General features: G+C 67.9%; 19 protein-coding genes. 15 read left to right on the plus strand and 4 right to left on the minus strand.

Translation table 11 applies throughout. The annotated features are described in order from the left end of the window. Positions 1 to 5 precede the first annotated feature (5 nt). Positions 6 to 677 carry a DUF502 domain-containing protein gene (locus AC2EBU_RS06270; RefSeq protein WP_484609506.1) on the plus strand — a complete coding sequence of 224 codons (672 nt, stop codon included), beginning with the start codon at positions 6 to 8 and terminating at the stop codon, positions 675 to 677. 97 nt (positions 678 to 774) lie between these two features. Here the strand turns inward: AC2EBU_RS06270 and AC2EBU_RS06275 are convergent, their stop codons facing one another. Beyond that, the gene (locus tag AC2EBU_RS06275) at positions 775 to 2,463 is read right to left on the minus strand and encodes a long-chain fatty acid--CoA ligase (RefSeq protein WP_484609507.1); all 1,689 of its coding nucleotides are present in this window, start codon (positions 2,461 to 2,463) and stop codon (positions 775 to 777) included. A 159-nt stretch (positions 2,464 to 2,622) separates the two neighbouring features. Here AC2EBU_RS06275 and AC2EBU_RS06280 point away from each other — a divergent pair, with 159 nt between their 5' ends. The 12 genes from AC2EBU_RS06280 (at position 2,623) to AC2EBU_RS06335 (ending at position 14,020) form a co-directional block, all read left to right on the plus strand. Further along, complete coding sequence (locus tag AC2EBU_RS06280) at positions 2,623 to 3,585, plus strand: Bug family tripartite tricarboxylate transporter substrate binding protein (protein ID WP_484609508.1); 963 nt, start codon at positions 2,623 to 2,625, stop codon at positions 3,583 to 3,585. Positions 3,586 to 3,657: 72 nt separating this feature from the next. Next, a complete protein-coding gene (locus AC2EBU_RS06285; RefSeq protein WP_484609509.1) occupies positions 3,658 to 4,632 on the plus strand; it encodes a glycerophosphodiester phosphodiesterase in 975 nt (324 codons plus the stop codon). 12 nt (positions 4,633 to 4,644) lie between these two features. After that, on the plus strand, positions 4,645 to 5,808 hold the full coding sequence (locus tag AC2EBU_RS06290) for an MFS transporter (RefSeq protein WP_484609510.1): 1,164 nt from the start codon (positions 4,645 to 4,647) through the stop codon (positions 5,806 to 5,808). Beyond that, positions 5,783 to 6,064 carry a hypothetical protein gene (locus AC2EBU_RS06295; RefSeq protein WP_484609511.1) on the plus strand — a complete coding sequence of 94 codons (282 nt, stop codon included), beginning with the start codon at positions 5,783 to 5,785 and terminating at the stop codon, positions 6,062 to 6,064. The genes AC2EBU_RS06290 and AC2EBU_RS06295 overlap by 26 nt, the downstream gene beginning before the upstream one ends. Next, positions 6,061 to 7,338, plus strand: coding sequence for an alanine racemase (locus tag AC2EBU_RS06300; RefSeq protein ID WP_484609512.1), 1,278 nt, complete (start codon positions 6,061 to 6,063; stop codon positions 7,336 to 7,338). Before AC2EBU_RS06295 ends, AC2EBU_RS06300 begins: the two co-directional genes overlap by 4 nt. A 97-nt stretch (positions 7,339 to 7,435) precedes the next feature. Next, positions 7,436 to 7,837, plus strand: a complete 402-nt coding sequence (locus AC2EBU_RS06305) for a hypothetical protein (protein ID WP_484609513.1) — start codon at positions 7,436 to 7,438, stop codon at positions 7,835 to 7,837. A gap of 146 nt (positions 7,838 to 7,983) precedes the next feature. Beyond that, positions 7,984 to 9,330 (plus strand): TolC family protein, encoded by a 1,347-nt coding sequence (locus tag AC2EBU_RS06310; RefSeq protein WP_484609514.1) that lies wholly within the window; start codon positions 7,984 to 7,986, stop codon positions 9,328 to 9,330. A 1-nt stretch (position 9,331) separates the two neighbouring features. Continuing rightward, positions 9,332 to 10,717 (plus strand): multicopper oxidase family protein, encoded by a 1,386-nt coding sequence (locus tag AC2EBU_RS06315; RefSeq protein WP_484609515.1) that lies wholly within the window; start codon positions 9,332 to 9,334, stop codon positions 10,715 to 10,717. Between the two features lie 15 nt (positions 10,718 to 10,732). Next, positions 10,733 to 11,197, plus strand: a complete 465-nt coding sequence (locus tag AC2EBU_RS06320; protein ID WP_484609516.1) for a DUF411 domain-containing protein — start codon at positions 10,733 to 10,735, stop codon at positions 11,195 to 11,197. Between the two features lie 81 nt (positions 11,198 to 11,278). Beyond that, on the plus strand, positions 11,279 to 11,635 hold the full coding sequence (locus AC2EBU_RS06325) for a copper-binding protein (protein ID WP_484609517.1): 357 nt from the start codon (positions 11,279 to 11,281) through the stop codon (positions 11,633 to 11,635). Between the two features lie 2 nt (positions 11,636 to 11,637). Beyond that, complete coding sequence (locus tag AC2EBU_RS06330; RefSeq protein WP_484609518.1) at positions 11,638 to 12,654, plus strand: P1 family peptidase; 1,017 nt, start codon at positions 11,638 to 11,640, stop codon at positions 12,652 to 12,654. After that, positions 12,647 to 14,020, plus strand: a complete 1,374-nt coding sequence (locus AC2EBU_RS06335) for a TAXI family TRAP transporter solute-binding subunit (protein ID WP_484609519.1) — start codon at positions 12,647 to 12,649, stop codon at positions 14,018 to 14,020. The genes AC2EBU_RS06330 and AC2EBU_RS06335 overlap by 8 nt, the downstream gene beginning before the upstream one ends. A gap of 34 nt (positions 14,021 to 14,054) precedes the next feature. On the opposite strand, the gene AC2EBU_RS06340 is transcribed toward AC2EBU_RS06335, so the two are convergent. Together AC2EBU_RS06340 and ettA are read right to left on the minus strand one after the other, a co-directional pair. After that, positions 14,055 to 16,328 carry a DUF1631 family protein gene (locus AC2EBU_RS06340; protein ID WP_484609520.1) on the minus strand — a complete coding sequence of 758 codons (2,274 nt, stop codon included), beginning with the start codon at positions 16,326 to 16,328 and terminating at the stop codon, positions 14,055 to 14,057. 62 nt (positions 16,329 to 16,390) lie between these two features. Continuing rightward, positions 16,391 to 18,052, minus strand: a complete 1,662-nt coding sequence (gene ettA, locus AC2EBU_RS06345; protein WP_484609521.1) for an energy-dependent translational throttle protein EttA — start codon at positions 18,050 to 18,052, stop codon at positions 16,391 to 16,393. Positions 18,053 to 18,297: 245 nt separating this feature from the next. On the opposite strand from ettA, the gene AC2EBU_RS06350 reads away from it, so the two are divergent. Next, the gene (locus AC2EBU_RS06350; protein WP_484609522.1) at positions 18,298 to 20,070 is read left to right on the plus strand and encodes a DEAD/DEAH box helicase; all 1,773 of its coding nucleotides are present in this window, start codon (positions 18,298 to 18,300) and stop codon (positions 20,068 to 20,070) included. After that, positions 20,033 to 20,641: a Rossmann-fold NAD(P)-binding domain-containing protein gene (locus AC2EBU_RS06355; protein ID WP_484609523.1), complete on the plus strand. Its 609-nt coding sequence runs from the start codon at positions 20,033 to 20,035 to the stop codon at positions 20,639 to 20,641. Before AC2EBU_RS06350 ends, AC2EBU_RS06355 begins: the two co-directional genes overlap by 38 nt. A 158-nt stretch (positions 20,642 to 20,799) precedes the next feature. Here the strand turns inward: AC2EBU_RS06355 and AC2EBU_RS06360 are convergent, their stop codons facing one another. After that, the gene (locus AC2EBU_RS06360) at positions 20,800 to 21,741 is read right to left on the minus strand and encodes a LysR family transcriptional regulator (protein ID WP_484609524.1); all 942 of its coding nucleotides are present in this window, start codon (positions 21,739 to 21,741) and stop codon (positions 20,800 to 20,802) included. Positions 21,742 to 21,771 lie beyond the last annotated feature (30 nt).

Raw genomic sequence — 21,771 nt, forward strand, 5'->3', positions numbered from 1 at the left:
GCCTTATGCATCTGCGTTCCCGACACCCGATACGAACCTTCGTCGCCGGCCTGCTGGCCCTGTTGCCGCTGGCGGCGACGCTGGCGCTGCTGGTCTGGACGGCACGCATCCTGTCGTCGTGGCTGGGGCCCGACAGTCTGGTCGGCTCGCTGCTGACCCGGCTGGGCCTGGGCCTGACCGGCTCGGATGCGGCCGGTTACGCCCTGGGTGTGCTGCTGCTGGCACTGGGGGTGTATCTGTTCGGGCTGCTGGTGGAGACCGAACTGCAACGCGGCCTTGCCCGCGCTTTCGATGCGGTGATGCAGAAAATCCCGGTGGTGCGCACGGTCTACGACGTGGCGCAGAAGCTGGTGGCGCTGGTGGGACCGGGCAAACGGGACGGCATGCCCACCATGAAGCCGGTGTGGCTGCACTTCGGCGGCCCCCCGGCCCCGGGTGAGCCGGCGGCCAGCACCGTGGTGCTGGGCCTGCTGTCGACGCCGGTGCCGGTGCTGATCGGCGGGCAGGCCTTTCATGGCGTTCTGGTGCCGACGGCGCCCGTGCCGGTCGGCGGTGGCCTGATGTATGTGCCCGCCCATTGGGTGGTGCCGGCCGACGTGGGCATGGAGGCGCTGACCAGCATCTACGTTTCCATGGGGGTGACCTCGGGCCAGTACCTCGAAACTATGAAAAAGTGAGCATTCGGCGACCTTTTTGCGCTGGGTATTGACATAAAAGGCCTGTAATCGGGTTTGGCGAGGGCCTGGGGGTCGCCGGCGGCGGCGGCGCGGCGTCTCAAGCGCCTTCGGCCTCCTGCAGCAGGCGCCACATCACCTTGCCGCTGCCGCTCTTGGGCAGGCTGTCGGCGAACTGCACCACGCGCGGCACCTTGTAGACGGCCATGTTGTCGCGGCACCAGTCGATGATGTCCTGCTCGCTCACCTGCCCCTGGTGGCTGGCGCGCAATACCACCACCGCCTTGACCGATTCGCCCCGGTAGGCGTCCTGGGTCGCGATGACACAGGCCTCCTGGATGGCGGGGTTGCGGAACATCAGCGCCTCCACCTCAGCCGGCCAGACTTTGAAGCCCGACGCGTTGATCATGCGTTTGAGCCGGTCGGTCATGAAGAAATAGCCGTCTTCGTCAATGCGTCCCATGTCACCGGAACGGAAGAAGCGCTTGCCCTCCAGGGTGATGAAGGCCTGCGCGGTGGCGTCGGGCCGCTTCCAGTAGCCCTTGAACACTTCGGGGCCGTGGATGACGATCTCGCCCGATTCGCCCTGGGGCAGCTCCTGCAGCGTTTCGGGGTCGATCACGCGGGCATCGGTGCTCATGTAGGGGATGCCCAGGCATTGCTGCTTGGGCCGGTCGGGCGGGTTCTGGTGCGAGGGCGCCGCGGTTTCGGTCAGGCCGTAGCCTTCGACGTATTTCAGGCCGAACAGGTCTTGCAGCCGCTGCGCCACCGCCTGCGGCATGGCGGCGCCGCCGCCACCGATCAGCACCAGGCTGGACAGGTCGTAGCGGTCAAAGCGCGGGCTGGCCAGCAGGTCGATGACCATGGTGGGAATGTTGGTCCAGTGCGTGACCCGGTAGCGGGAGATGAGACGCCCGGCCAGGTCGCGCTCCCAGCGCGGCATCAGGATCAGCGTGGCGCTGCCGTAGATGGCCGCGTGCATTACCGACACCATGCCGGTGATGTGGAACATCGGCACGACCGCCAGCGACACGGTCTCGGGCGTGCCCTGGCCCCACAGGCTGGAGGCCATGGCGTTGTGCATGACGCTGGCATGGGTGTGCATGCAGCCCTTGGGCAGCCCGGTGGTGCCGCTGGTGTAGGGCAGGATGGACAGATCCTCCGGGCCGGCGGTGACGGGCGGCAGCGGCAAGTCGTTGGCCAGCGCGTCGTTCCAGGACAGCACCGCGCCACCGGCCAGCGGCGGCAGCGCGTGGTGCGTCAGCAGCCAGTCGGTCCAGACCTCGGGCGGGGCGTCGTCACCGACGATGTTGCCGTCGAAGGCGTCGGTGAAATGGGTGACGATGAGGTGGGCCAGGCGCCGGCCTTCGGGCAACGCGTCGCTGGCGCGGGCGAATTCGGCCGCCAGATCGCCCGTGGTGATGGCGACCCGGGTGTCGGGGTCGGTGATGTAGTGCTTGAGTTCTTCGGCGCGGTTCATCGGGTTGACCGGCACCACCACCGCATTGGCCCTCAGGATGGCAAAGTGCGCAATCACCAGCTGGGGGCAGTTCTGCATGTTCACCACCACGCGCTCACCCGCCGCCACGCCCAGCGCCACCAGGCGCGCCGCCAGCCGCTCAGCCTGGGACTGGAGCGTGGCATAGGTGTAGACCCGCCCGAAAAACACGATGGCCGGCTTGCGCGGGTAACGCAGCGCACTGATCGCCAGGTTGTCCCACAGCGAGGTGCACGGCGGATGGATGGTATGCGGCAGGCGCCGGGGCCAGAAACGGTGGTGGGATGGCATGGAGTCTCCTTCTTGTCGCTTGTCGGCCACCGGGGTGGCCGCTGCGGCGCCCATGCTACGGCGGCCGGCACACGGCACGGGGCGCCACACTGTCGCCGCCGCGACGCCGGGCGGCCTGCGTATCATGGGCGTCATCCCACACAGAACCGGAGACCTCCCATGCATCCCCTGCTGCGAACCCTGCTGGCCTGCGCCACCCTGGCGGTCAGCGCCACCGCGTCCGCCTTTCCCACCAAACCGGTACGCATCGTGGTCGGCTTTCCGGCCGGCGGACCACTGGACCAGCATGCGCGGCTGTTGTCCGACCGGCTGCAGGCGGTGCTGGGCCAGCCGGTGCTGGTGGAATACAAGGCCGGCGCCGGCGGCACCGTGGGCGCACAGGAAGTGATGAAAGCCGCACCCGATGGCCACACCCTGATGCTGGCCAACACCGGTGTCATGGTGATCAACCCCGCGCTGTACAGCAAGCTGCCCTACGCCACACTCAAGGACTTCACGCCCATTGCCCGCACCGCGATGCAGCCGCTGGCGCTGCTGGTCAATCCCAAGGTGCCGGCCAACACCCTCAAGGAGTTCATGGACTACGCCCGCACCCGGCCCGGGCAGGTGAATTACGGCTCGGCCGGCAATGGCGGCATCAGCCACCTGGTGCCGGAAATGTTCAAGACCGCCACCGGACTGTTCATGGTGCACATCCCCTACCGCGGAAGCGCGCCGGCCTTCACCGACCTCATGGCCGGCCAGGTGCAATTCATGGCCGAATCGATTCCGCAGGCGGCCGCCTATCACAAGCAGGGCAAGGTGCGCGCGCTGGCCGTGACCAGTCGCGAGCGCAACCCCGCCCTGCCCGACACCCCGACGGTGATCGAATCCGGTCTCAAGGGTTTCGAGGTGGTGGGCTTCTATGGTTTCCTGGCACCGGCCGGCACACCCAAAGAGGTGGTCGCCAAACTCAGCGACGCCTTCCGCCAGGTGTTGACCACGCCCGACATTCGCAATCGCATGATCACCCAGGGCGCCGACCCGGCCTTCCTGGGTGCGGACGACTTCGCAAAGTTCCTCGCCGCGGAGATGCCACGCTGGGCCGATGCGGTGAAGAAATCCGGCGCCAAGCTCGATTGACGCGAACGGCTCTTCAGGGCCCGGTCATGCCACGCTCCTCGACCAACCGATTAATTCCTTTTTCATAGCATCATGCGACCATTTCACGCTGGGTATCTGGCATTTTTGCTGGCTTTCTCCGTCGCCAGCCCCCTGGCGGCGGCTTTTGACCTCCAGGGCCATCGCGGCGCACGGGGCCTGATGCCGGAAAACACGCTGCCGGCCTTCGAGCGGGCGCTGGCCATCGGCGTGACCACGCTGGAGCTGGACACCGGCATCACGGCGGATGGGGTCGTGGTGGTGTCGCACGATCCGATCCTCAACCCCGACCTGGTGCGCGGCCCGGACGGCCAGTGGCTGACGGCGCCCACGCCGATCCGCTCGCTCACCTGGGCTCAGCTGCAGACCTACGATGTGGGTCGCCTGCGCCCCGGCAGCCGCTATGCGCAGCAGTTTCCGCAGCAGCAGCCCATCGACGGCACCCGCATGCCCCGCCTGGCGGACGTATTTGCACGCGTCAAGGCGCTGGGCGCGGATGCGGTGCAGTTCGACATTGAGACCAAAATTGACCCGCGCCGGCCGGATGCCACGCTGGCGCCCGAGCCCTTCGTGCAGGCGCTGCTGGCGGTGATCCGCGAGCACGGCATGGAAGAGCGGGTGATGGTCCAGAGTTTCGACTGGCGCACCTTGCAGCTGCTGCGTGCGCAGGCGCCCAAAGTCCGCACCGTCTACCTCAGCGTCCAGCGGCCGCAGTTGAACTCCATCGAATCCGAGCCCGGTCTGTGGACCGCCGGCCAGCGCCTGGCCGACCATGGCAGCGTGCCCCGGATGGTCAAGGCCGCCGGCGGCCATGTCTGGTCACCCAACTTCAACGACCTCACACCCGCGCTGCTGCGCGAGGCGCAAAGCCTGGGCCTGAAGGTGATCCCCTGGACGGTCAACGAACCGGCCGATATCGCCCGCATCCTTGATCTGCCGGTGGACGGGATCATCAGCGACTACCCCGACCGCGTGCGCTCCGAAATGACGCGCCGCAAGCTGCCGCTGCCGCCCGCCGTGAAGCTCTGACACCCCTCACCCGTGCCCGCGCTGCTGTACCTGCTGGCCGCCTGCAACCTGGTGATCGGCAGCGGGGCGTTCGGGCTGACCGGCATTCTGGCGCCCATGGCCGCGTCGCTGGGCAGCAGTGTGGCCACGACCGGTCAATCCATGACGGTGTACGCCCTGGCCAATGCCATCCTCGCCCCCGCCGTGATGCTGCGAACGGCGCACTGGAGCCGGCGCGCCTGCCTGCAGCTGGCTCTGGCCCTGTTCGCGGCCGGCCAGCTGCTGTGTGCGCTGGCAACCAGCCTGGAGTGGCTGCTGGCCGGGCGGGTGCTGATGGGTGCCGGTGCCGTGCTGACCCCGGTAGCGGCCGGCCTGGCCGTTGCCCTGGTTCCCGCGGCGCAGCGGGGCCGGGCGCTGTCGCTGACTTTCCTGGGCATGAGCCTCAGCTACGTGATCGGCTTGCCGCTGACGGCCTGGGCGGGCACCGCCTGGGGCTGGCGGGTCCCCGTGCTCGCGCTGGCCGCGCTGGCGCTGCTGATGCTGGTGCTGGTCAGCCTGTGGGTGCCCCGTCAGCTGGCCGGCGGTGGTAGCGGCTTCGGCGACCTGCGGCCGCTGCTGGCCCGTCCGGTGGTGCGCCGGACACTGGCGCTGACACTTTTGTATTTCACCGCCATCTTCGCGGTGTTTTCGTACATCGGGCCAGTGCTGCAGGCCCTCAACCCGATGAATGCCGGCGCCCTGTCGACCACACTGATGGTGTTCGGGCTGGCCGGTGTGGCCGGGACCGTGTCCGGTGGCTGGGCCGCGGACCGCTTCGGTCCCCTGCCCACCCTGCGCCTGCAACTGGCCGGTCTGGCCGCGATGATGGCCCTGGTGCCCGTCACCCAGGGCCTGCCGCAGGCCATGGTCGCCGTTTTTGTGGTCTGGGGCGTCTGTGGCTTCGGCATGATGGCGCCGCAGCAGATACGGCTGGCCACCGAATCGCCCGCCCATGCCCCCTTGCTGATCAGCCTGAATGCGTCGATGCTCTATTTCGGCACCGCCCTGGGCGCGGCGGTGGGCGGTATCGGCAGCGCCTGGATCGGTCTGCGCGAGCTGGCCTGGCTCGCCCTGCCTTTCGCGCTGGCGGGCGGACTGACCTTGCTGACCTCCCCTTCAACGGAGACTCGTCATGAACGCCCTGACCCAACTGGATGATCTGACCCGCTCGCTCGACGCCGTGCGCGCCGGCCAGCTTGGCACCGCCGCATTCTGCCGCGCGGCCCGCGGACACGACGCGCTGCTGCAGGCTCTGCCACCCCGCTACGGCGAGGTGCTGTTCGGTCTGCTGGATCGACTGGAATCGAGCGCCCTTTTCACCGAGGAGAGCTGCTCCTTCAGCCAGCGCGATCTGCTGGACAGCGTGGCGCAGTGGCGCGACAAGGCACTTGCCCAACTGGAGCGAACCCCGTGACAGCCGCCGACCTGACCAACCCGCTGCTGGACGGAACGTACAAGGGCTTTCCACCCGCCGCTGGCGCCCTGCGCCGCTCGGCGGTGGGCGCGCAAGGCTGGAACCTGCTGCGCGGCGACCTGCCGCTGCCGCTGGCCGTGGTGCACCGCGACGCGCTGGCCCACAACCTGCGCTGGATGCAGGATCTGGTGGCCCGCGCCGGCATCGACCTCGCCCCCCACGGCAAGACCACGCTGTCGCCGCAGCTGTTTCGCGCCCAGCTGGACGCCGGCGCCTGGGGCATCACGGTGGCCAGCGTGGCGCAGGTGGCCGTTGCCCTGGCGGCCGGTGCGCGCCGGGTGCTGATCGCCAACCAGGTGCTGCAGCCGGTCGATCTGTCCGCGCTGGCGGCGCTGCGCCGGGACCACCCGGGGCTGGTGGCGCCCTTTCTGCTGGATTCACCCGCACAGCTGGCCGCCATCGAAGCCTGGCACACACAGACCGGCGCCGCACCGCTGGACGTGCTGCTGGAACTGGGCCTGGCGGGCGGGCGCACCGGCTGCCGGGACGCGGCCGACGCGCTGGCGCTGGCACGGGCGGCGCGGGCCAGCCCCGCCGTGCGCCTGGTGGGCATCGAGTGCTACGAAGGCCTGTGGGCCAAGGGCGACGACGCGGCCGACACCGCGCTGGTGGACACGCTGATGGCACGGGTGCACGCCCTGGCCGCGCAGGCCGAAGCCGAGGGCCTGTTCGAGGCCGACGAGGTGCTGGTCACCGCCGGTGGCTCGGCCGTGTTCGACCTGGTGGCGCGGGCGCTGCGCCCGGCGTTGCAACGCCCGGTGCGGGCGCTGCTGCGCGCCGGCTGCTACGTCACGCACGACGACGGCTTTTACCGCCGCATGGGCCAGGCGGTGAACCGGCGCCTGGGTTGCGGCACCGGGTTGCAGGCCGCGCTGCGGGTGTGGTGCGTGGTGCTGTCCATGCCCGAACCCGGCCTGGCGGTACTGGGTGCCGGCAAACGCGATGTGTCGACCGACATGGGCCTGCCGATGCCGCTGGTGGTCAGCCCGGCCGGCACACACACCACCCACCCCGCGCCGGCCCACTGGCAGATCGATGCCCTCAACGACCAGCATGCCTACCTGCGGGTCGGTGACGATGACGCCGGTCTGCGCGTGGGCGACCGGGTTGCCCTGGGCATCTCGCACCCCTGCGCCACCTTTGACCGCTGGCGCTGGATGGCGGTGGTGGATGAAGATCTCAACGTGGTCGATGCGATCACGACAGGATTCTGACGGCCAGCCCGGGCACCGAGGGCTCATGCCAGCGGCAGGCCCGGCGACAACGGGTGGGGGCGGGAACTTGTTGGCACCGGGCGGTATCATCTTTCCCATGCGCCACTGTTTGCTTGTTCTGCTGATCGCCCTGCTGCCCCTGCGCGGCTGGGCAGCGGACACCATGGCGGTGCAAGGTGTGGAGAACTTCGCCAAACATGCGATTTCCATAGCAGGAAGTGACCATTCCACGATGGGTATGGCCGAATATCCCGCGATTTCAGCGGCTGCCGACGGCCACGGACCCTGTCACGACGCCCTGGCGGCCAGTGAGGGCGGCGAGCCCGACAGCCACCACGCCAGCACCTGCGGCACCTGCCAGATCTGTCACTTGGCCGTGCTGCTGCAGCCGCTGCCGGCGGCAGCCGAAACGGCGTTACCCGGCGCCCAGCCCGCCTTTCGGGCCGGCGGCCACCGCAGCACGCTGCCGGGTCCGCAGCTCAAGCCGCCCATCGCCTGAGCCGCTTGCCCGGGCCCGGGGCGCCGCAACGGCGGCGCCCGAGCTTCCCCCGGGATGAACCTTGACCACCCGTTGGGCACCCCATGGTGCCGTGCGCCGATTTCCGCCCGGCACTTCGGGTCCGTTCACCCCACTCAGGAGCATTCATGTTTCACCGTAAAGTTTTCCGGCAGGCTGCCCTCACCGTCAGTGCCGGGCTGACGCTGACGGGAGCGGCTGCCGCGCAGGACCTGGACGACGCCTTTCGTCCCGCTGCGGCCGCTGCAGCGTCGACGCCACAGCTGCCGCCACCGACCCCACCCGGCCCCCAGCCGGCCAGCGAACGCGGCGCCGCGCTGGCGCAATGGCAGCAGGCCAACGCCCGTGTCGCCGAGTTTCCGCGCGGCCATGTCGACATCCTGCGCTGGGAGAGCGCCCAGAGCGGCGATCCGAAAGCTGCCGTCGGCACCGCTGCCGCCCCGGCAACCACCGCCCTTGCCACACTCGTCACGCAGGCCTTGCAGCAACGCCCCACGCTGGTGGACACCCCCGGCCTGAGCGCGCTTGAAAAAGCCCAGCGGCGAGCCGACATGGCGGAGGTGGTGCGCGAAGTGCAGCGTGCCTGGCTGGCCGCCGTTGCCGCCCGTGCCCGCCTGGCCCGCGCCACGGATACCCTGGAAAACGCCCGCACCGGCGCCGAGCTGGGGCGGCGCATGGTGCTCGCCGGCAACTGGAGCCGCCTGCGCCACCTCAATGAGCTGCAGACAGAAACCGCCGCGCGCCAGAGCTGGCTCGCCGCAGGACTGGCCGAGCGGGTGGCTGTCGAGCAACTGGCCCGCAGCCTGGGGATCTGGCAGCCGCAAGCGCTGGAGGCCATGCGCCGGCACCTGCCTGGCGACCTGCCTGCCCCTGCCAGTACACCGCCCGAGGAACCGCCGCTCGGACCGGAAGGCGCCGCGCTCCATGCCCGGCCGGACTTGCACAGCGAATACGCGGCCACCGCCCGGTTGCCCCAGGATATCGGCACCATGGCCTGGACCGCCGCCCATGCCCGCGCGCTAACGCAGGCCGTCGACGCGGCGGGACCGGTCACCCTGCCGCCATTGACAGATCGCCGGGCGCTGCTTGACCACCGCAGCGCCCATACCGTGCAGGCCCGCGCCCGGCTTCTGCTGTCGGTCTCGCACCTGCGTTCGCAAGCCCGCGAGGCCTGGGCGGCCCTGCAAGCCCACCACGCCCTGGCCAGACTTGCACAGGACGAAACGCTGGCGCACCGGGAAGCACGGGAGCAGGACGTGCTGCAACGCTACAACGGCATGTTGGTCAGCACCTGGGATCTGCTGGGCGCCGCCCGCGAACGTCTGGCCGCACTCGACAGCGTCACCCAGGCCCGGCTTGCCTACTGGCAGGCCGAGGCAGACTGGCGGGCGCTGCTGGCCGGCGCACCCTATGCGGGGGCCGAAAGTGCCCCGTTTCCCGGCGGCGCCGCCGCCCGTTCCGCAGGAGGACACTGAGATGAAAAGACGCCAGTTTTTTGCCGGCGCCGCACTGGGCGCCGCGGCTGCTGCCAGCGTCAGCCGGGTTGCCATGGCCGCCCTTCCCGAGACCGTCTCGCAGGGCTCTGCGGCCACGGCGCCTCCATGGACCCCGCCCGGCGTCACCGGCGCCGGCCGCCCCTACCAGCCCGTGGTGACCCTCAACGGCTGGACCCTGCCCTGGCGCATGAACCAGGGCGTCAAGGAGTTTCATCTGGTCGCGGAACCGGTCGTGCGCGAGATGGCGCCGGGGTTTCTGGTCAACATGTGGGGCTACAACGGTCAAAGCCCCGGACCGACCATTGAGGTGGTCGAGGGGGACAAGGTTCGCCTGTATGTCACCAACCGCCTGCCCGAGGCCACCACCATCCACTGGCATGGTCAACGTCTGCCCAACGGCATGGATGGGGTCAGTGGCCTCAGCCAGCCCTCCATCGGACCCGGCAAGACTTTTGTCTATGAGTTCGAGGCCCGCCGACCCGGCACCTTCATGTACCACCCGCACGCCGATGAGATGACGCAGATGGCCATGGGCATGATGGGCTTCTGGGTAACCCACCCCCGCCAGAAGCATCCGCTGATCGACGACGTGCAGCGCGACTACTGTTTCCTGCTCAACGCCTTCGACATCGAGCCCGGCAGCATGACACCCCAGGTCAACACCATGCTGGATTTCAATATCTGGGCCTTCAACAGCCGCGTGTTCCCGGGGCTGGATCCGCTGGTCGCGCGACTGGGTGACCGGGTGCGGGTGCGGGTGGGCAATCTGACGATGACCAACCATCCGGTGCATATCCACGGCATCGAGTTCGAGGTCACCGGAACCGACGGCGGGCCGGTTCCGCGTTCGGCACGATGGCCCGAGGTCACCACCGACATTGCCGTGGGACAGATGCGTCAGATCGAGTTCCTCGCCGATGAGCCGGGCGACTGGGCCATGCACTGTCACAAGAGTCACCACACCATGGGCGCGATGGGCCACAGCGTGCCCACGATGATCGGCACCGACCACCGGGGCCTGGTGGCACCGCTGCAGCGGGCCAATCCTGGTTACATGGTGATGGGCGAGCGCGGCATGGCCGACATGAAGGACATGGAGATGGAGTTGCCCCCCAACACCGCACCCATGATGAGCGGCTTTGGCCCTTACGGACCGATCGGCATGGGCGGCATGTTCACCCTGCTGAAGGTGCGCGCCGACCAGAAGCCGGGCGACTGGAGCGATCCCGGGTGGTATTCCTTGCCCCGTGGCACCCAGGCCCGTGAAGTGGCCCAGGCCCCGCAAGTGCGCCGCGCAGCCGCAACCCCGGCCCCCGATGGCAGCGCTGCCGCACAGGCGCGCAAGCCCCAGGGACATGCCCATTGAACGCACGGAATCCCCATGAAACGACGAATTTTTCTGACCGCCGCGGCCGCATGGGCTGCAGCAGGCGCCGGCCCCGTACTCGCACAGCCGTGGCCGGGCGGCCCTTTGGTGGAGGTCTGGAAAGACCCGAACTGCGGCTGCTGCAAAGACTGGATGCGGCACCTCGAAGCGAACGGCTTCGCGGTGAAGGCCCATGACCAGGGCAACGCCGCGATGCGGCGGCGCCTGGGATTGCCGGAGCATCTGGGGTCCTGCCACACAGCGCTGGTCTCTGGCTACCTGATCGAAGGCCATGTCCCGGCGCGCGAAGTGCGACGACTTTTGCGCGAGCGCCCCGATGCCTTGGGCCTTACCGTCCCGGGCATGCCGATCGGCTCACCCGGCATGGACGGCCCCGAATACGCCGGCCGCAAAGACCGGTACGACGTGCTGCTGGTCGACAAAAAGGGCAAGCCGCGCGTCTACCAGACCTATCCCTGACCACCCCAAGCGGTGCCGCCACCGGCGCTCGCGGTCTGCCATGCACCCATGCACACCCACACGCTCCCGAAAGGAAACACCATGAGATTGCCCCACCAACTGCTTTGCGCCCTGACGGGCATGGCTGTAGCGCTGGCGGCGCAGGCCCAGAGCCCCGCAGTTCCTTCGGCGCCGCCGGCCACCGCCGCTGCGTCCAGTCCGGCCGCCAGCGCTGCCTGGACGGCGGCTGAAGTGCGCCGGGTCGACCGCGCGGCCGGCAAAGTCACACTGCGACACGAAGCCATTGCCAATCTGGACATGCCGCCCATGACCATGGTGTTTCGTGTCACCGAGTCCGCAATGCTCGAAGTCCTGGCGGCCGGCGATCGTGTGCGCTTCACCGCCGATAAGATTCGGGGCGAATACACCGTGACCCAGATCGAAAAGGCAAGCCCCTGACCATGAATGACGCAGCCCCGGGCCGGGGCGCCATCACCGACGTCGCCGGCATCGAGGTCGGCCATTTCACCGACCCGCGCCGGCCCACGGGCTGCAGCGTGGTGATTGCCCGCGGCGGTGCCGTGGGCGGCGTGGATGTGCGCGGCGCCGCGCCCGGCACCCGGGAAACCGATCTGCTGGACCCGGTGAACACCGTGGGCACGGTACACGCCGTGCTGCTGTCCGGAGGCAGCGCCTGGGGGCTGGACGCCGCCGGCGGCGTGATGCGCTGGCTGGACGGTCAGGGCATCGGTCTGGAGGTGGGGGGTGCACGGGTGCCCATCGTGCCGGCGGCGGTGCTGTTCGACCTGCACGTGGGGAACGCCTCCGTGCGGCCCGACGCGGCGGCCGGGTATGCGGCCTGCGAGGCGGCATCGCGGGCCGCGCCGGCCGAGGGGAACGTGGGCGCCGGGGCCGGGGCCACCGTCGGCAAACTGTTCGGCATGGCCCACGCCATGAAAGGCGGCATCGGCACGGCCTCGGTCACGGTGGAGGGCGTCACCGTCGGGGCACTGGTGGCCTGCAACGCCCTGGGCGACGTGCTCGACCCCGACACCGGGGCGCTGATGGCCGGGGCGCGGGTGCCCGGCAGCCGCGCGCTGCGCGACGCCCGGCGCAGCCTGCTGCGCGGCGAGCCGCCGCTGGCCATCCTGGCGGGCACCAACACCACCATCGGGGTCATCGCCACCGATGCGCCACTCACCAAGGTGCAGGCCCGCCGCCTGGCGCAGGTGGGCCACGACGGACTGGCCCGCGCCATCAACCCGGTGCACACCCTCTCCGACGGCGACACGCTGTTTGCGCTGTGCACCGGCCTGGCCGGCCGCTCACCCGGCATGACGGTGCTCTGTGTCATGGCCGCGGAAGCCGTGGCGCAGGCGACAGTCCGTGCGGTAACCCAAGCCACCGAACTGCGCCTGGCGGGCCTGGAACTGCCCGCAGTCCAGCGGCCCGATTCGACAGGAGCAGGCCGTGGCTGACACCGGCACAAAGCCTTCGGCCGGTCAGTCGCTGCGCGAGCTGTGGGTCGCCTTGCAGGCGCTGCTGCTGTCGGCCGGCCCGATTGTGGTGCTGGCCATCGGGCTGGTGGTTGCAGCGTTCTGGTGGCTGCAGCCGAATCCGCCAACCACGGTCCGACTGGCCACGGGCCCGGCACAAAGCGCCTATGACGAATTCGGTCGCCGGTATGCGGCGCATCTGGCCGCACATGGCATTCAGGTTGAACAGATTGCCACCGAGGGGTCACAAGACAACTTGCGCCGGCTGCAAGAGGGCTCCGTCGACCTGGGTTTCGTTCAGGGAGGCAGCGACGACCTGTCCGCAGGCCGGCCGGACGAGCAGACCGACGCGCTGCTGACACTGGGCAATCTGTTTCTTGAGCCGGTCTGGGTGTTCTATCGCGAGGCATCCCTGCCGGCCGCATCCCCGCGCAAGGCAGGTGCCGCCGAGCCACCGGGATTGGCCCGCTACACAGGGCTGCGCATGAACATCGGCACCGCGGGCAGCGGCGGCCCGGCGCTGGTCCACCGCCTGCTGGACATCAATCGCATTGACGCCGCGCAGATGCGGCTTTCCTACCTGGCAGCAACCCCGGCCGTGGTGGCTTTTCTGGGCCAGGAACTGGACGTACTGGTTTTCGTCTCGGCGCCCGAAGCGCCCATGGTGCAGATGCTGCTGCAGACCCCCGGGGTTCGGCTGGCCAGCTTCGCCCAGAGCGAGGCTTATGCGCGCCGGCTGCGTTTTCTCTCGCCCGTGGTGCTGCCGCGCGGTGTGGTTGATCTGGCGGCCGACCTGCCCCCCGAGGATGTTCGACTGGTCGCGACAACCACCAGCCTCCTGGCCCGCGATGGCACCCATCCCGCACTGCTGCAATTGTTCTCGCAGGCTGCCGCGAAGCTGCACGGTGGCGCCGGCTGGTTCAACCGGGCGCGGGAGTTTCCAAATGCGGCACACAGTGAACGGCCTCTGGCCCGGGAGGCCGAGCGCCAGATGACCGGCGGCCCACCCTGGCTGCAGCGGTACCTGCCGTTCTGGCTGGCCAATCTGGTGGAACGCATGTGGCTGGTTCTCGGTCTGATCCTGGCCATTGTGCTGCCCCTGTCACGTATCGTGCCCCCGTTGTACGACCGGCGCATACGATCCCGCGTGTTTCGCTGGTATGCCCAACTTCGGGGCATCGAGGATGCACTGGCCGCCGGCGTCCGCCCACAGGCCATCCTGCTGAACGAACTCGACCAACTGGACCGGCACGTGGCCACCATCACGGTACCGCTGTCGCACGCCGATGAACTCTATGCCCTGCGCCAGCACATCGCCCTGATCCGCAGCCGCTACCCGGCGCAGTGAACGCCGGCGGACCCGGTCCGCTTTCGGCGCCGGTCTATTCCGCGTCCGGCAGGCGGCTGAGCGAATTGAGCAGCGCCTGCTGGGCCACGTCATCCAGGGCCTGATCGACGATCTGGCCACTGGAGATGATCCGGATCATGCCTTTGGCCAGCAGGCGGTTCATGGTCCGTCGGGACATCGAATGGGCGGTGCCCCGCAAGGCGGTGAACATGAACAGGGTCCGGTGCGGGCTGATCCACGACAGCTGCAGGCGCTCCCACTTGCCATCCAGCATCAGTTCAACCCAGGCACCATCGCCGATCAGACCATTGCCTTCGGGTACCGGCGCGGCAGTCGGCTCGGGCTGTCCGGTGTGCGCCAGATCGAGTGGCAACACCGAATCGGCCTCCAGGTAGCCGGCGCCATCGGTTTCGTCCTCGGCGAGCCAGGGTGTTTCGGCAAAATCCTCGGTGACCGAAACGCCTTGCGCAAGATCCTCGGCGCTGCTGATGGCTGCGCTTTCGGAGGGTGGCACAGTGGCGGAAACGACCGACTCTTCCGCCGCCGCGCCGGCCGCTTCCCGGGCGGGCCGGATTTCCTGCAGCACTTCCTCATGCCAGCCGATGAGCTGATCGAAGAATCGGGTGATCAGATCGGGCGGGTAGTTGATCATCTGCAAGCCCGCCCGCAGCGTGGACAACACCCCGGGAATGATCTGCACCAGTCGCGCCGGGTTCTTGCGCGAACGGGCCGGCTGCACGCTCCACAACAGGTCGTCAACCACATGGGTCAGACGATGTTGTTCGTCGACACCGACAGACGGGTTGAGCTGCGCCTCGGCAACGGCCTGGGCCCAGGGGCCACTGACAAATTCCACCACCGGCCGGGGAATCGCTTCCTCCAGCAGCGAGGGGCGCCATTCGTGCACCAGACGCTCGGCAAGCAGGTTACGCTGCTCGATGTGCAGCAAGCGGCGGGCGGTTTCTTCGCGCAACTTGGTCTGTGTGCGGTCGTCTCGCTCCCACTGCTGCTGCAGGCGTTCCAGTTCCAGGGCGAAGTGTTGTGACCGCTCTTCGGCTGCACTGGCAGCCAGGGTCTGGATCGCACGTCCGACGTCACGCACAAAACGGTCGAAGCCCGGCTCGCTGTCGGTGGCAAAGGCCAGGCTGCGATCGGTGACCCGCTCCAGAAACTGGCGCGCGGGATGGCGCGCGTCGCTGAAAAAGCGCGCATCGGACTCCGACAGCTCCATCAGGGTGGGCCCCAATTCCTCCAGCAAGGCCCGCACCCGAGGCAGCAGTCGCTCGTCCAGCGTCAGGTTGTCGAGAACCATGCGAGTCACTTCCTGCCCGATCTGCCGACCGAGCCAGCGCCCTTCCGATCCGGCCCTGCGCATCGAATCGACCTGCTGGGCGGCCGCGTCGCCGGCTTCGGCGCTTTTCTGGCGCTTTCTCAGCTCCAGTCGCTGGATCATCGCCTCGACCTGCTTCATGTCCTGCAGCGCCTGAATGGAGGCCGGCACCGTATGCAGGAAATCCACGCCACCGGTCAGCGACCCCATGGCAGCCAGGTCCGCGGAAAACAGGCGCCGCAATCGGTCCAGGGTGAGCAGGGTGCGGGCCGTTTCACTGAGGCGCTCGGGGGTCTTGGCCGTTTCTGCCGTGGCAACGGCCGGGGTCAGTCCGGCCGGCTCCACCCCCGTGGACTGCAGCCACTCCGACAATTCCCGATAAATCTGACGCAGACCGACGCCCAGCCGACCGGCCGCAATTCCGAGCAGTTCCCCACGATGCTCGCGGGACGGCACAAACACCGCCACCGCATCACGAAGGGCCTTGGCAAAGAACTCCGGACGCAGCGGGTTGATGGCTGGCTGCACCGTGATCCAGCCCATCAGGGCGCTCATCAACGCATTCAGCCGCGGCAAGACCGGCTCGACGACAAAAATCAGCTCCTGCTGCACCCGTGCGAGCTCGATGCTTTCGTCAAGCTGGTGCATGTCCAGCAGTTGAATGTCTTCGAAACGCACCAGCGGCTTGTCCGGCCCATCTGCCAGCCCGCCATAGGCCAGGACCCGGATCTGTCCGGCGAACGCATTGCACAAGGGCTCCCGACTCGCACCCAGGTGCCGAATGATCGTTACCAGCTCGGGGCGCAAAGTCGCCCCTTGGGGCTTCTTGAAGGCATGCAGGCCGGCCGCGATCTGGAGGCCGTCGAGCACATTGCCCATCAGCGCCGGCATCTGGGACATCACCAGTTCCATGCAGGAGCCGAGGGTTGCCTTCCCGGACGAATGGTCGTCGACGAGGCCAAACTTGCGCATGGGCATTCGTTTCATGGTCGGGAGCCCCCAGGTATCACCGTGCGTGGGCCGCTTCACGGCCCCGATTGTCACTTCAGTGCTTTATACCGCACGCGCTTGGGTTTGGCACCTTCCTCACCCAGGCGCTTCTTCTTGTCAACTTCGTACTCCTGGTAGTTGCCGTCAAAGAACACCCACTGGCTGTCACCCTCGGCCGCGAGGATGTGCGTACAGATGCGGTCCAGGAACCAGCGGTCGTGGCTGATGACAAGGATGGAGCCGGCAAATTCCAGCAGGGCATCTTCCAAAGCCCGCAGGGTTTCCACGTCCAGGTCGTTGGACGGTTCGTCCAGCAGCAGCACGTTGCCGCCGGCAATCAGCGTCTTGGCCAGGTGCAGGCGACCACGCTCGCCGCCCGACAGCATGCCGACTTTTTTCTGCTGGTCGCCGCCGTTGAAGTTGAAGCGGCCGCAATAGGCCCGGCTGGCCATCTGGAACTTGCCGACGGTCAGGATGTCCAGCCCGCCCGAGACGTCTTCCCAGACCGTTTTCTCGTTCTCCAGGACGTCGCGATTCTGGTCGACGTAGGCCATCTTCACCGTCTGGCCGATCACTACGTGGCCCGAATCGGGCTGTTCACGCCCGGCGATCATCTTGAACAGGGTGGACTTGCCGGCCCCGTTCGGGCCGATGATGCCGACAATGGCGCCGGCCGGCACGCTGAAGCTCAGGTTGTCGATCAGCACCCGGTCACCGAAGGATTTGGTGACGTTGTGGAATTCGATCACCTGGCTGCCCAGGCGGTCGGCCACCGGAATGAAGATCTCCTGCGTCTCGTTGCGCTTCTGGTATTCGTAGTCGCTCAGTTCCTCGAAGCGGGCAATGCGGGCCTTGCTCTTGGCCTGGCGGCCCTTCGCATTCTGGCGCACCCACTCCAGTTCTTTCTTCATCGCCTTGGTTCGTGCGTCCTCGGTGCGCTGCTCCTGCTCCAGGCGGGCTTCCTTCTGCTCCAGCCAGGTGGAGTAGTTGCCCTTGTACGGAATGCCGCGGCCGCGGTCCAGTTCCAGGATCCATTCGGCGGCGTTGTCCAGGAAATAGCGGTCGTGGGTGATGGCCACCACGGTGCCCGGGAAACGCTGCAGGAATTGCTCCAGCCAGTCCACGGATTCGGCGTCCAGGTGGTTGGTGGGTTCGTCGAGCAGCAGCATGTCGGGGCGGCTGAGCAGCAGGCGGCACAGCGCCACGCGGCGCTTTTCACCGCCGGAGAGCTTGCCGATCACTGCGTCCCACGGTGGAAGGCGCAGCGCATCGGCGGCGATTTCCAGCTGATGCTCGGAGGCATCCCCCGCGGTGGCAATGATGGCTTCGAGTTTGGCCTGTTCGGCCGCCAGTGCGTCGAAATCGGCGTTCTCGTCGGCATAGGCGGCATAGACCTCGTCCAGGCGCTGTTGCGCTGCCTTGATCTCACCCATGCCGTTTTCCACCGACTCGCGCACGGTTTCGTTCGGGTCGAGCTGCGGCTCCTGGGGCAGGTATCCGATCTTCAGGCCGGCCATGGGAATGGCCTCGCCCTCGATCTCTGTGTCGATGCCGGCCATGATCTTGAGCAGCGTGGACTTGCCGGAGCCGTTGAGGCCCAGCACGCCGATCTTGGCGCCGGGGAAGAAGGACAGGGAAATGTCCTTGAGGATTTCGCGTTTCGGCGGCACGATCTTGCCGACGCGGTTCATGCTGAAAACGTATTGAGCCATGGTGTGATCTTGCGGGCTTAACCCGGGAAAAAAGCGCATCGAACGGCGCCAGAACGCCAATTATCGGCTCATGCGACAATACGGCCGTCAGGGCGCACCAGTTCGCCCCGACGACAGCAGATTGCTGGGGGTGTTCCCGAATCCGGAATCCGCACCCGAACCACAAACCCGATCGGTCTTTGACTGGCCCGGCACCCCGCCGGAACAGGCCGATTCCCAAGCGCCCAGGACGGGCGCCTCCATGAATGAACTTTGACGAACTGAACCTGGCTCCGGCCATTCTGAAGGCCGTGCACGAGCAAGGCTACGAAACCCCTACCCCCATCCAGGCCCAGGCGATTCCCGCTGTGCTGGAAGGCCGCGATCTGCTCGCCGGGGCGCAGACCGGCACCGGCAAGACGGCCGCCTTCACGCTGCCAATGCTGGACAAACTCAGCCGGGTCGAACCGGGCCGCAACCGGTTTGGCGGCAAAGCCATCCGCGCTTTGGTGCTGACACCCACCCGCGAGCTCGCCGCGCAGGTCGAAGAGTCGGTGCGTGACTACGGCAAATACCTGCAGATCAACTCGGCCGTGATCTTCGGTGGCGTGGGCATGAACCCGCAGATCAGCCGGATCAAGAGCGGCGTGGACATTCTGGTGGCCACACCCGGCCGCCTGCTGGACCTGCAGGGCCAGGGCCACCTCGACCTGTCCACCGTGGAAATCCTGGTACTGGATGAAGCCGACCGCATGCTCGACATGGGCTTCATCCATGACGTGAAAAAGGTGCTGGCCCTGCTGCCGCGCGACAAACAGAGCCTGCTGTTCTCCGCCACCTTCAGCGACGAAATCCGCGACCTGGCCGGCGGCCTGCTGAAAAACCCGCAGAGCATCCAGGTCACGCCCAGCAACACCACAGTGCAGCGCATCACGCAGGTGATCCATCCGGTGGGGCGTGGCAAGAAAAAGGAGGTGCTGGTGCACATCATCAACCAGCACAACTGGAGCCAGGTGCTGGTGTTCACCCGCACCAAGTTCGGCGCCAACAACGTCGCCGACTACCTGACCAAACACGGCATCCAGGCCATGGCGCTGCACGGCAACAAGAGCCAGACGGCGCGGACCCAGGCGCTGGCCGGCTTCAAGAGCGGCGACATCCGCGCGCTGGTGGCCACCGACATCGCGGCCCGCGGCATCGACATCGAAGACCTGCCGCATGTGGTCAACTATGAAATCCCCAACGTGCCCGAAGACTATGTGCACCGCATCGGCCGCACCGGCCGCGCGGGCAAGGAAGGCCAGGCTGTCAGCCTGGTCTGCCTGGATGAAGAAGGCTTCATGATGGAGATCGAGCGCTTCACCAAGCAGGAAATCCCGGTGCAGATGCTGGACGGTTTCGGTCCCGAGCCGGGCGAAAAAGCCGAGCCGATTGCCATGGGCCGGCAGACCATCTGGGGCGGTGCGGGCAAGCCGCCGAGTCGGGATGTCATGGCGGCGGCTGCAAAAGCCGCGCGCCAGGAGATGATGCAGCGCATCCGCGACAACAAGACCGAGCGCTCCGGCGACGGCCGCAGTGAGGGCCGCGGGGACGGCCGCAACACCCGTCGCGGTGAGTCCCGCAGCGACGCCGAACCGCGTGCCGGCGACGGCAGCGGCCGACCGCCAGGCCGTAACGCGCGCCGGGGTGGCAACGCGCCCCGCGGACCCCGCCAGGGTGGCCAAGGCGCCGGCAGCAACCCGAATCCGGCAGCCGCGCGGTCTGACGTGCCCCGCGGATACGACGACGGCGACGAAGACCGCGAGCCCGATTTCCTGCCGCGCCATGTGGACCCGCTGAAAACCAGCCTGCACAATCGGCGCAATGACCAACGCAAACCCAGCCACGGCGCCCAAGGGCAGCCGGACCCTATGCGCACCAGCATCGACCTCATGTCGCAAGGCAACCGCCGCGGCGGCGGCGGCGGGCAGAACCGCTCTGGTGGCGGGGGCTTCCGGTCTCGTGGGCCGGGAAATCCTGGCCGCTCTTCCGGGCGCTGAACCGCCCGCGGTGGTCCATGCGCTGGTCCGCCGCCCGCTGGACGGCGCGCCGGCGGGCATCCACCAGCAAGTGGTGGACTTTGCGGCTTTGCCGCCGCTGGCGGCGGCCGACGAGGTCTATATTGCCCTGGGCACAACCATCAAGGCCGCCGGAAGCCAGGCCGCGTTTCGTGCGGTCGATTTCGACGCCGTGGTCGCGGTCGCCCGCGCGGCCCGCGCGAGTGGCGCCTCACGAATCGGGGTTGTCAGCGCATTGGGCGCCGATCCGCAATCGCCCGTTTTCTACAACCGGGTGAAGGGCGAAATGGAACGCGCCGTTTCGGCCTTGGGCTTTGAAACCGTCGTATTCGCCCGCCCCTCCCTGTTGCTGGGCGACCGCGATCGGCTCGGGCAGCCCCGGCGGTTCGGCGAGCAGCTTGGCCAACGGGCGATGCGGTGGGTGGGCTCGGTGGTACCGGCCCGCTGGCGCGCGATTGACGCGCGCGATGTGGCGATCAGCCTGGTTGAAGCCGTGCGCACCGGCAGTCCAGGTGTGCATGTCCTGTCCTCTGAAGCGCTGCGACGCGATTGACCATGGCCGCGACCTCAAACGCTCGGACCACGGTTTTGAGCGCGCGTTGCTGCGGCTGAAGGCGCCGACGCCTTCCGGTCAGCCCGCAACCGGTCGGTTGAGGATGTTGAAGGCCGATACCCATCGAAAAACGGTCTTCTTTTGCTATCTTTTCAGGATTATTCGGCATCGACCGGGTCTGCCTCACCTGGCCGCGGTGCGTCTCGCGGTTCGATGATGAAATCGTGCAATGCCTGCGCCGCAGGGCCCAGCTGATCGCCGCGCCGGCTCAGCAGCGCGATCGAGCGGTGAACCACCGGGGCCGTCAGCGGGACTCCGACCAGCTCATGACTGCCCCGCGGCAGTGCCAGCTGGGGAACGGCCGCGACGCCCAGTCCTGCGGCGACCAGGCCCAGCAGCGTGTGAACATGGCGGGCCTCGAACACCGGCTGCGGGCGCCAACCGAGACCCGCCAGCGCCTTTTCCAGCAGAAGCCGATTGCCGGAGGTCTGTCCGACCGACAGCAAAGCTTCGCCGCGCAAGTCGTCCCAGCGCACCTGGCGACGGGTAGCGAGGCGATGGTCGCGACGGCAGGCAAGAACGAAGCGTTCGCGCAGCAGCGGTGTCCAGCGCAGGGAGGGTTCGTCCGCGCCGACGAAATTCAGACCGAAATCCGCCTCGCCGGACAACACCACCGCCAGCGCCTCGTGCGCGTGCGCGTCGTGGACCCGCACCCGGATTGCCGGATACCGGGCGTGAAAGCGCTGCAGCACGCCGGGAAGGAAATGCAGCGTTGCCGACGGGACACAGGCGATCGTGACCCGGCCGGTCCGCTGAGCCGCCAGCGCCTCGATGCCCAGCAAGGTGCCGTCCAGGTCGTCGAGCAGGTTCTGCACTTTCAACGCAAACTGGCCCCCGACCGGAGTCAGCGCCACCCGACGGGTCGTGCGTTCGACCAGGCGGACACCCAGGGCGGACTCCAGTTTCTCGATGCGGCGCGACAGGGCGGGCTGCGACAGGTGCACCGCGTCGGCCGCGGCGCGAAAGCTGCCCAGCCGCGCCAGCGCAGCGAAGGCCTCCAGGTCGGCCAGGTCGAATCGGCGTGCGGGCAGGTTATTCATGTTTTGAAAGCATTAATGAATCCGAATTAT

This window comes from Curvibacter sp. T50, from assembly GCF_057219955.1.

Bases quoted from the DNA above. Each gene is read 5' to 3' on its own strand.
- AC2EBU_RS06270 (WP_484609506.1), top strand. From the start codon at position 6: ATGCATCTGCGTTCCCGACACCCGATACGAACCTTCGTCGCCGGCCTG.
- AC2EBU_RS06275 (WP_484609507.1), bottom strand. From the start codon at position 2,463: ATGCCATCCCACCACCGTTTCTGGCCCCGGCGCCTGCCGCATACCATC.
- AC2EBU_RS06280 (WP_484609508.1), top strand. From the start codon at position 2,623: ATGCATCCCCTGCTGCGAACCCTGCTGGCCTGCGCCACCCTGGCGGTC.
- AC2EBU_RS06285 (WP_484609509.1), top strand. From the start codon at position 3,658: ATGCGACCATTTCACGCTGGGTATCTGGCATTTTTGCTGGCTTTCTCC.
- AC2EBU_RS06295 (WP_484609511.1), top strand. From the start codon at position 5,783: ATGAACGCCCTGACCCAACTGGATGATCTGACCCGCTCGCTCGACGCC.
- AC2EBU_RS06305 (WP_484609513.1), top strand. From the start codon at position 7,436: ATGCGCCACTGTTTGCTTGTTCTGCTGATCGCCCTGCTGCCCCTGCGC.
- AC2EBU_RS06310 (WP_484609514.1), top strand. From the start codon at position 7,984: ATGTTTCACCGTAAAGTTTTCCGGCAGGCTGCCCTCACCGTCAGTGCC.
- AC2EBU_RS06315 (WP_484609515.1), top strand. From the start codon at position 9,332: ATGAAAAGACGCCAGTTTTTTGCCGGCGCCGCACTGGGCGCCGCGGCT.
- AC2EBU_RS06320 (WP_484609516.1), top strand. From the start codon at position 10,733: ATGAAACGACGAATTTTTCTGACCGCCGCGGCCGCATGGGCTGCAGCA.
- AC2EBU_RS06325 (WP_484609517.1), top strand. From the start codon at position 11,279: ATGAGATTGCCCCACCAACTGCTTTGCGCCCTGACGGGCATGGCTGTA.
- AC2EBU_RS06330 (WP_484609518.1), top strand. From the start codon at position 11,638: ATGAATGACGCAGCCCCGGGCCGGGGCGCCATCACCGACGTCGCCGGC.
- AC2EBU_RS06340 (WP_484609520.1), bottom strand. From the start codon at position 16,328: ATGCCCATGCGCAAGTTTGGCCTCGTCGACGACCATTCGTCCGGGAAG.
- ettA (WP_484609521.1), bottom strand. From the start codon at position 18,052: ATGGCTCAATACGTTTTCAGCATGAACCGCGTCGGCAAGATCGTGCCG.
- AC2EBU_RS06350 (WP_484609522.1), top strand. From the start codon at position 18,298: ATGAACTTTGACGAACTGAACCTGGCTCCGGCCATTCTGAAGGCCGTG.
- AC2EBU_RS06360 (WP_484609524.1), bottom strand. From the start codon at position 21,741: ATGAATAACCTGCCCGCACGCCGATTCGACCTGGCCGACCTGGAGGCC.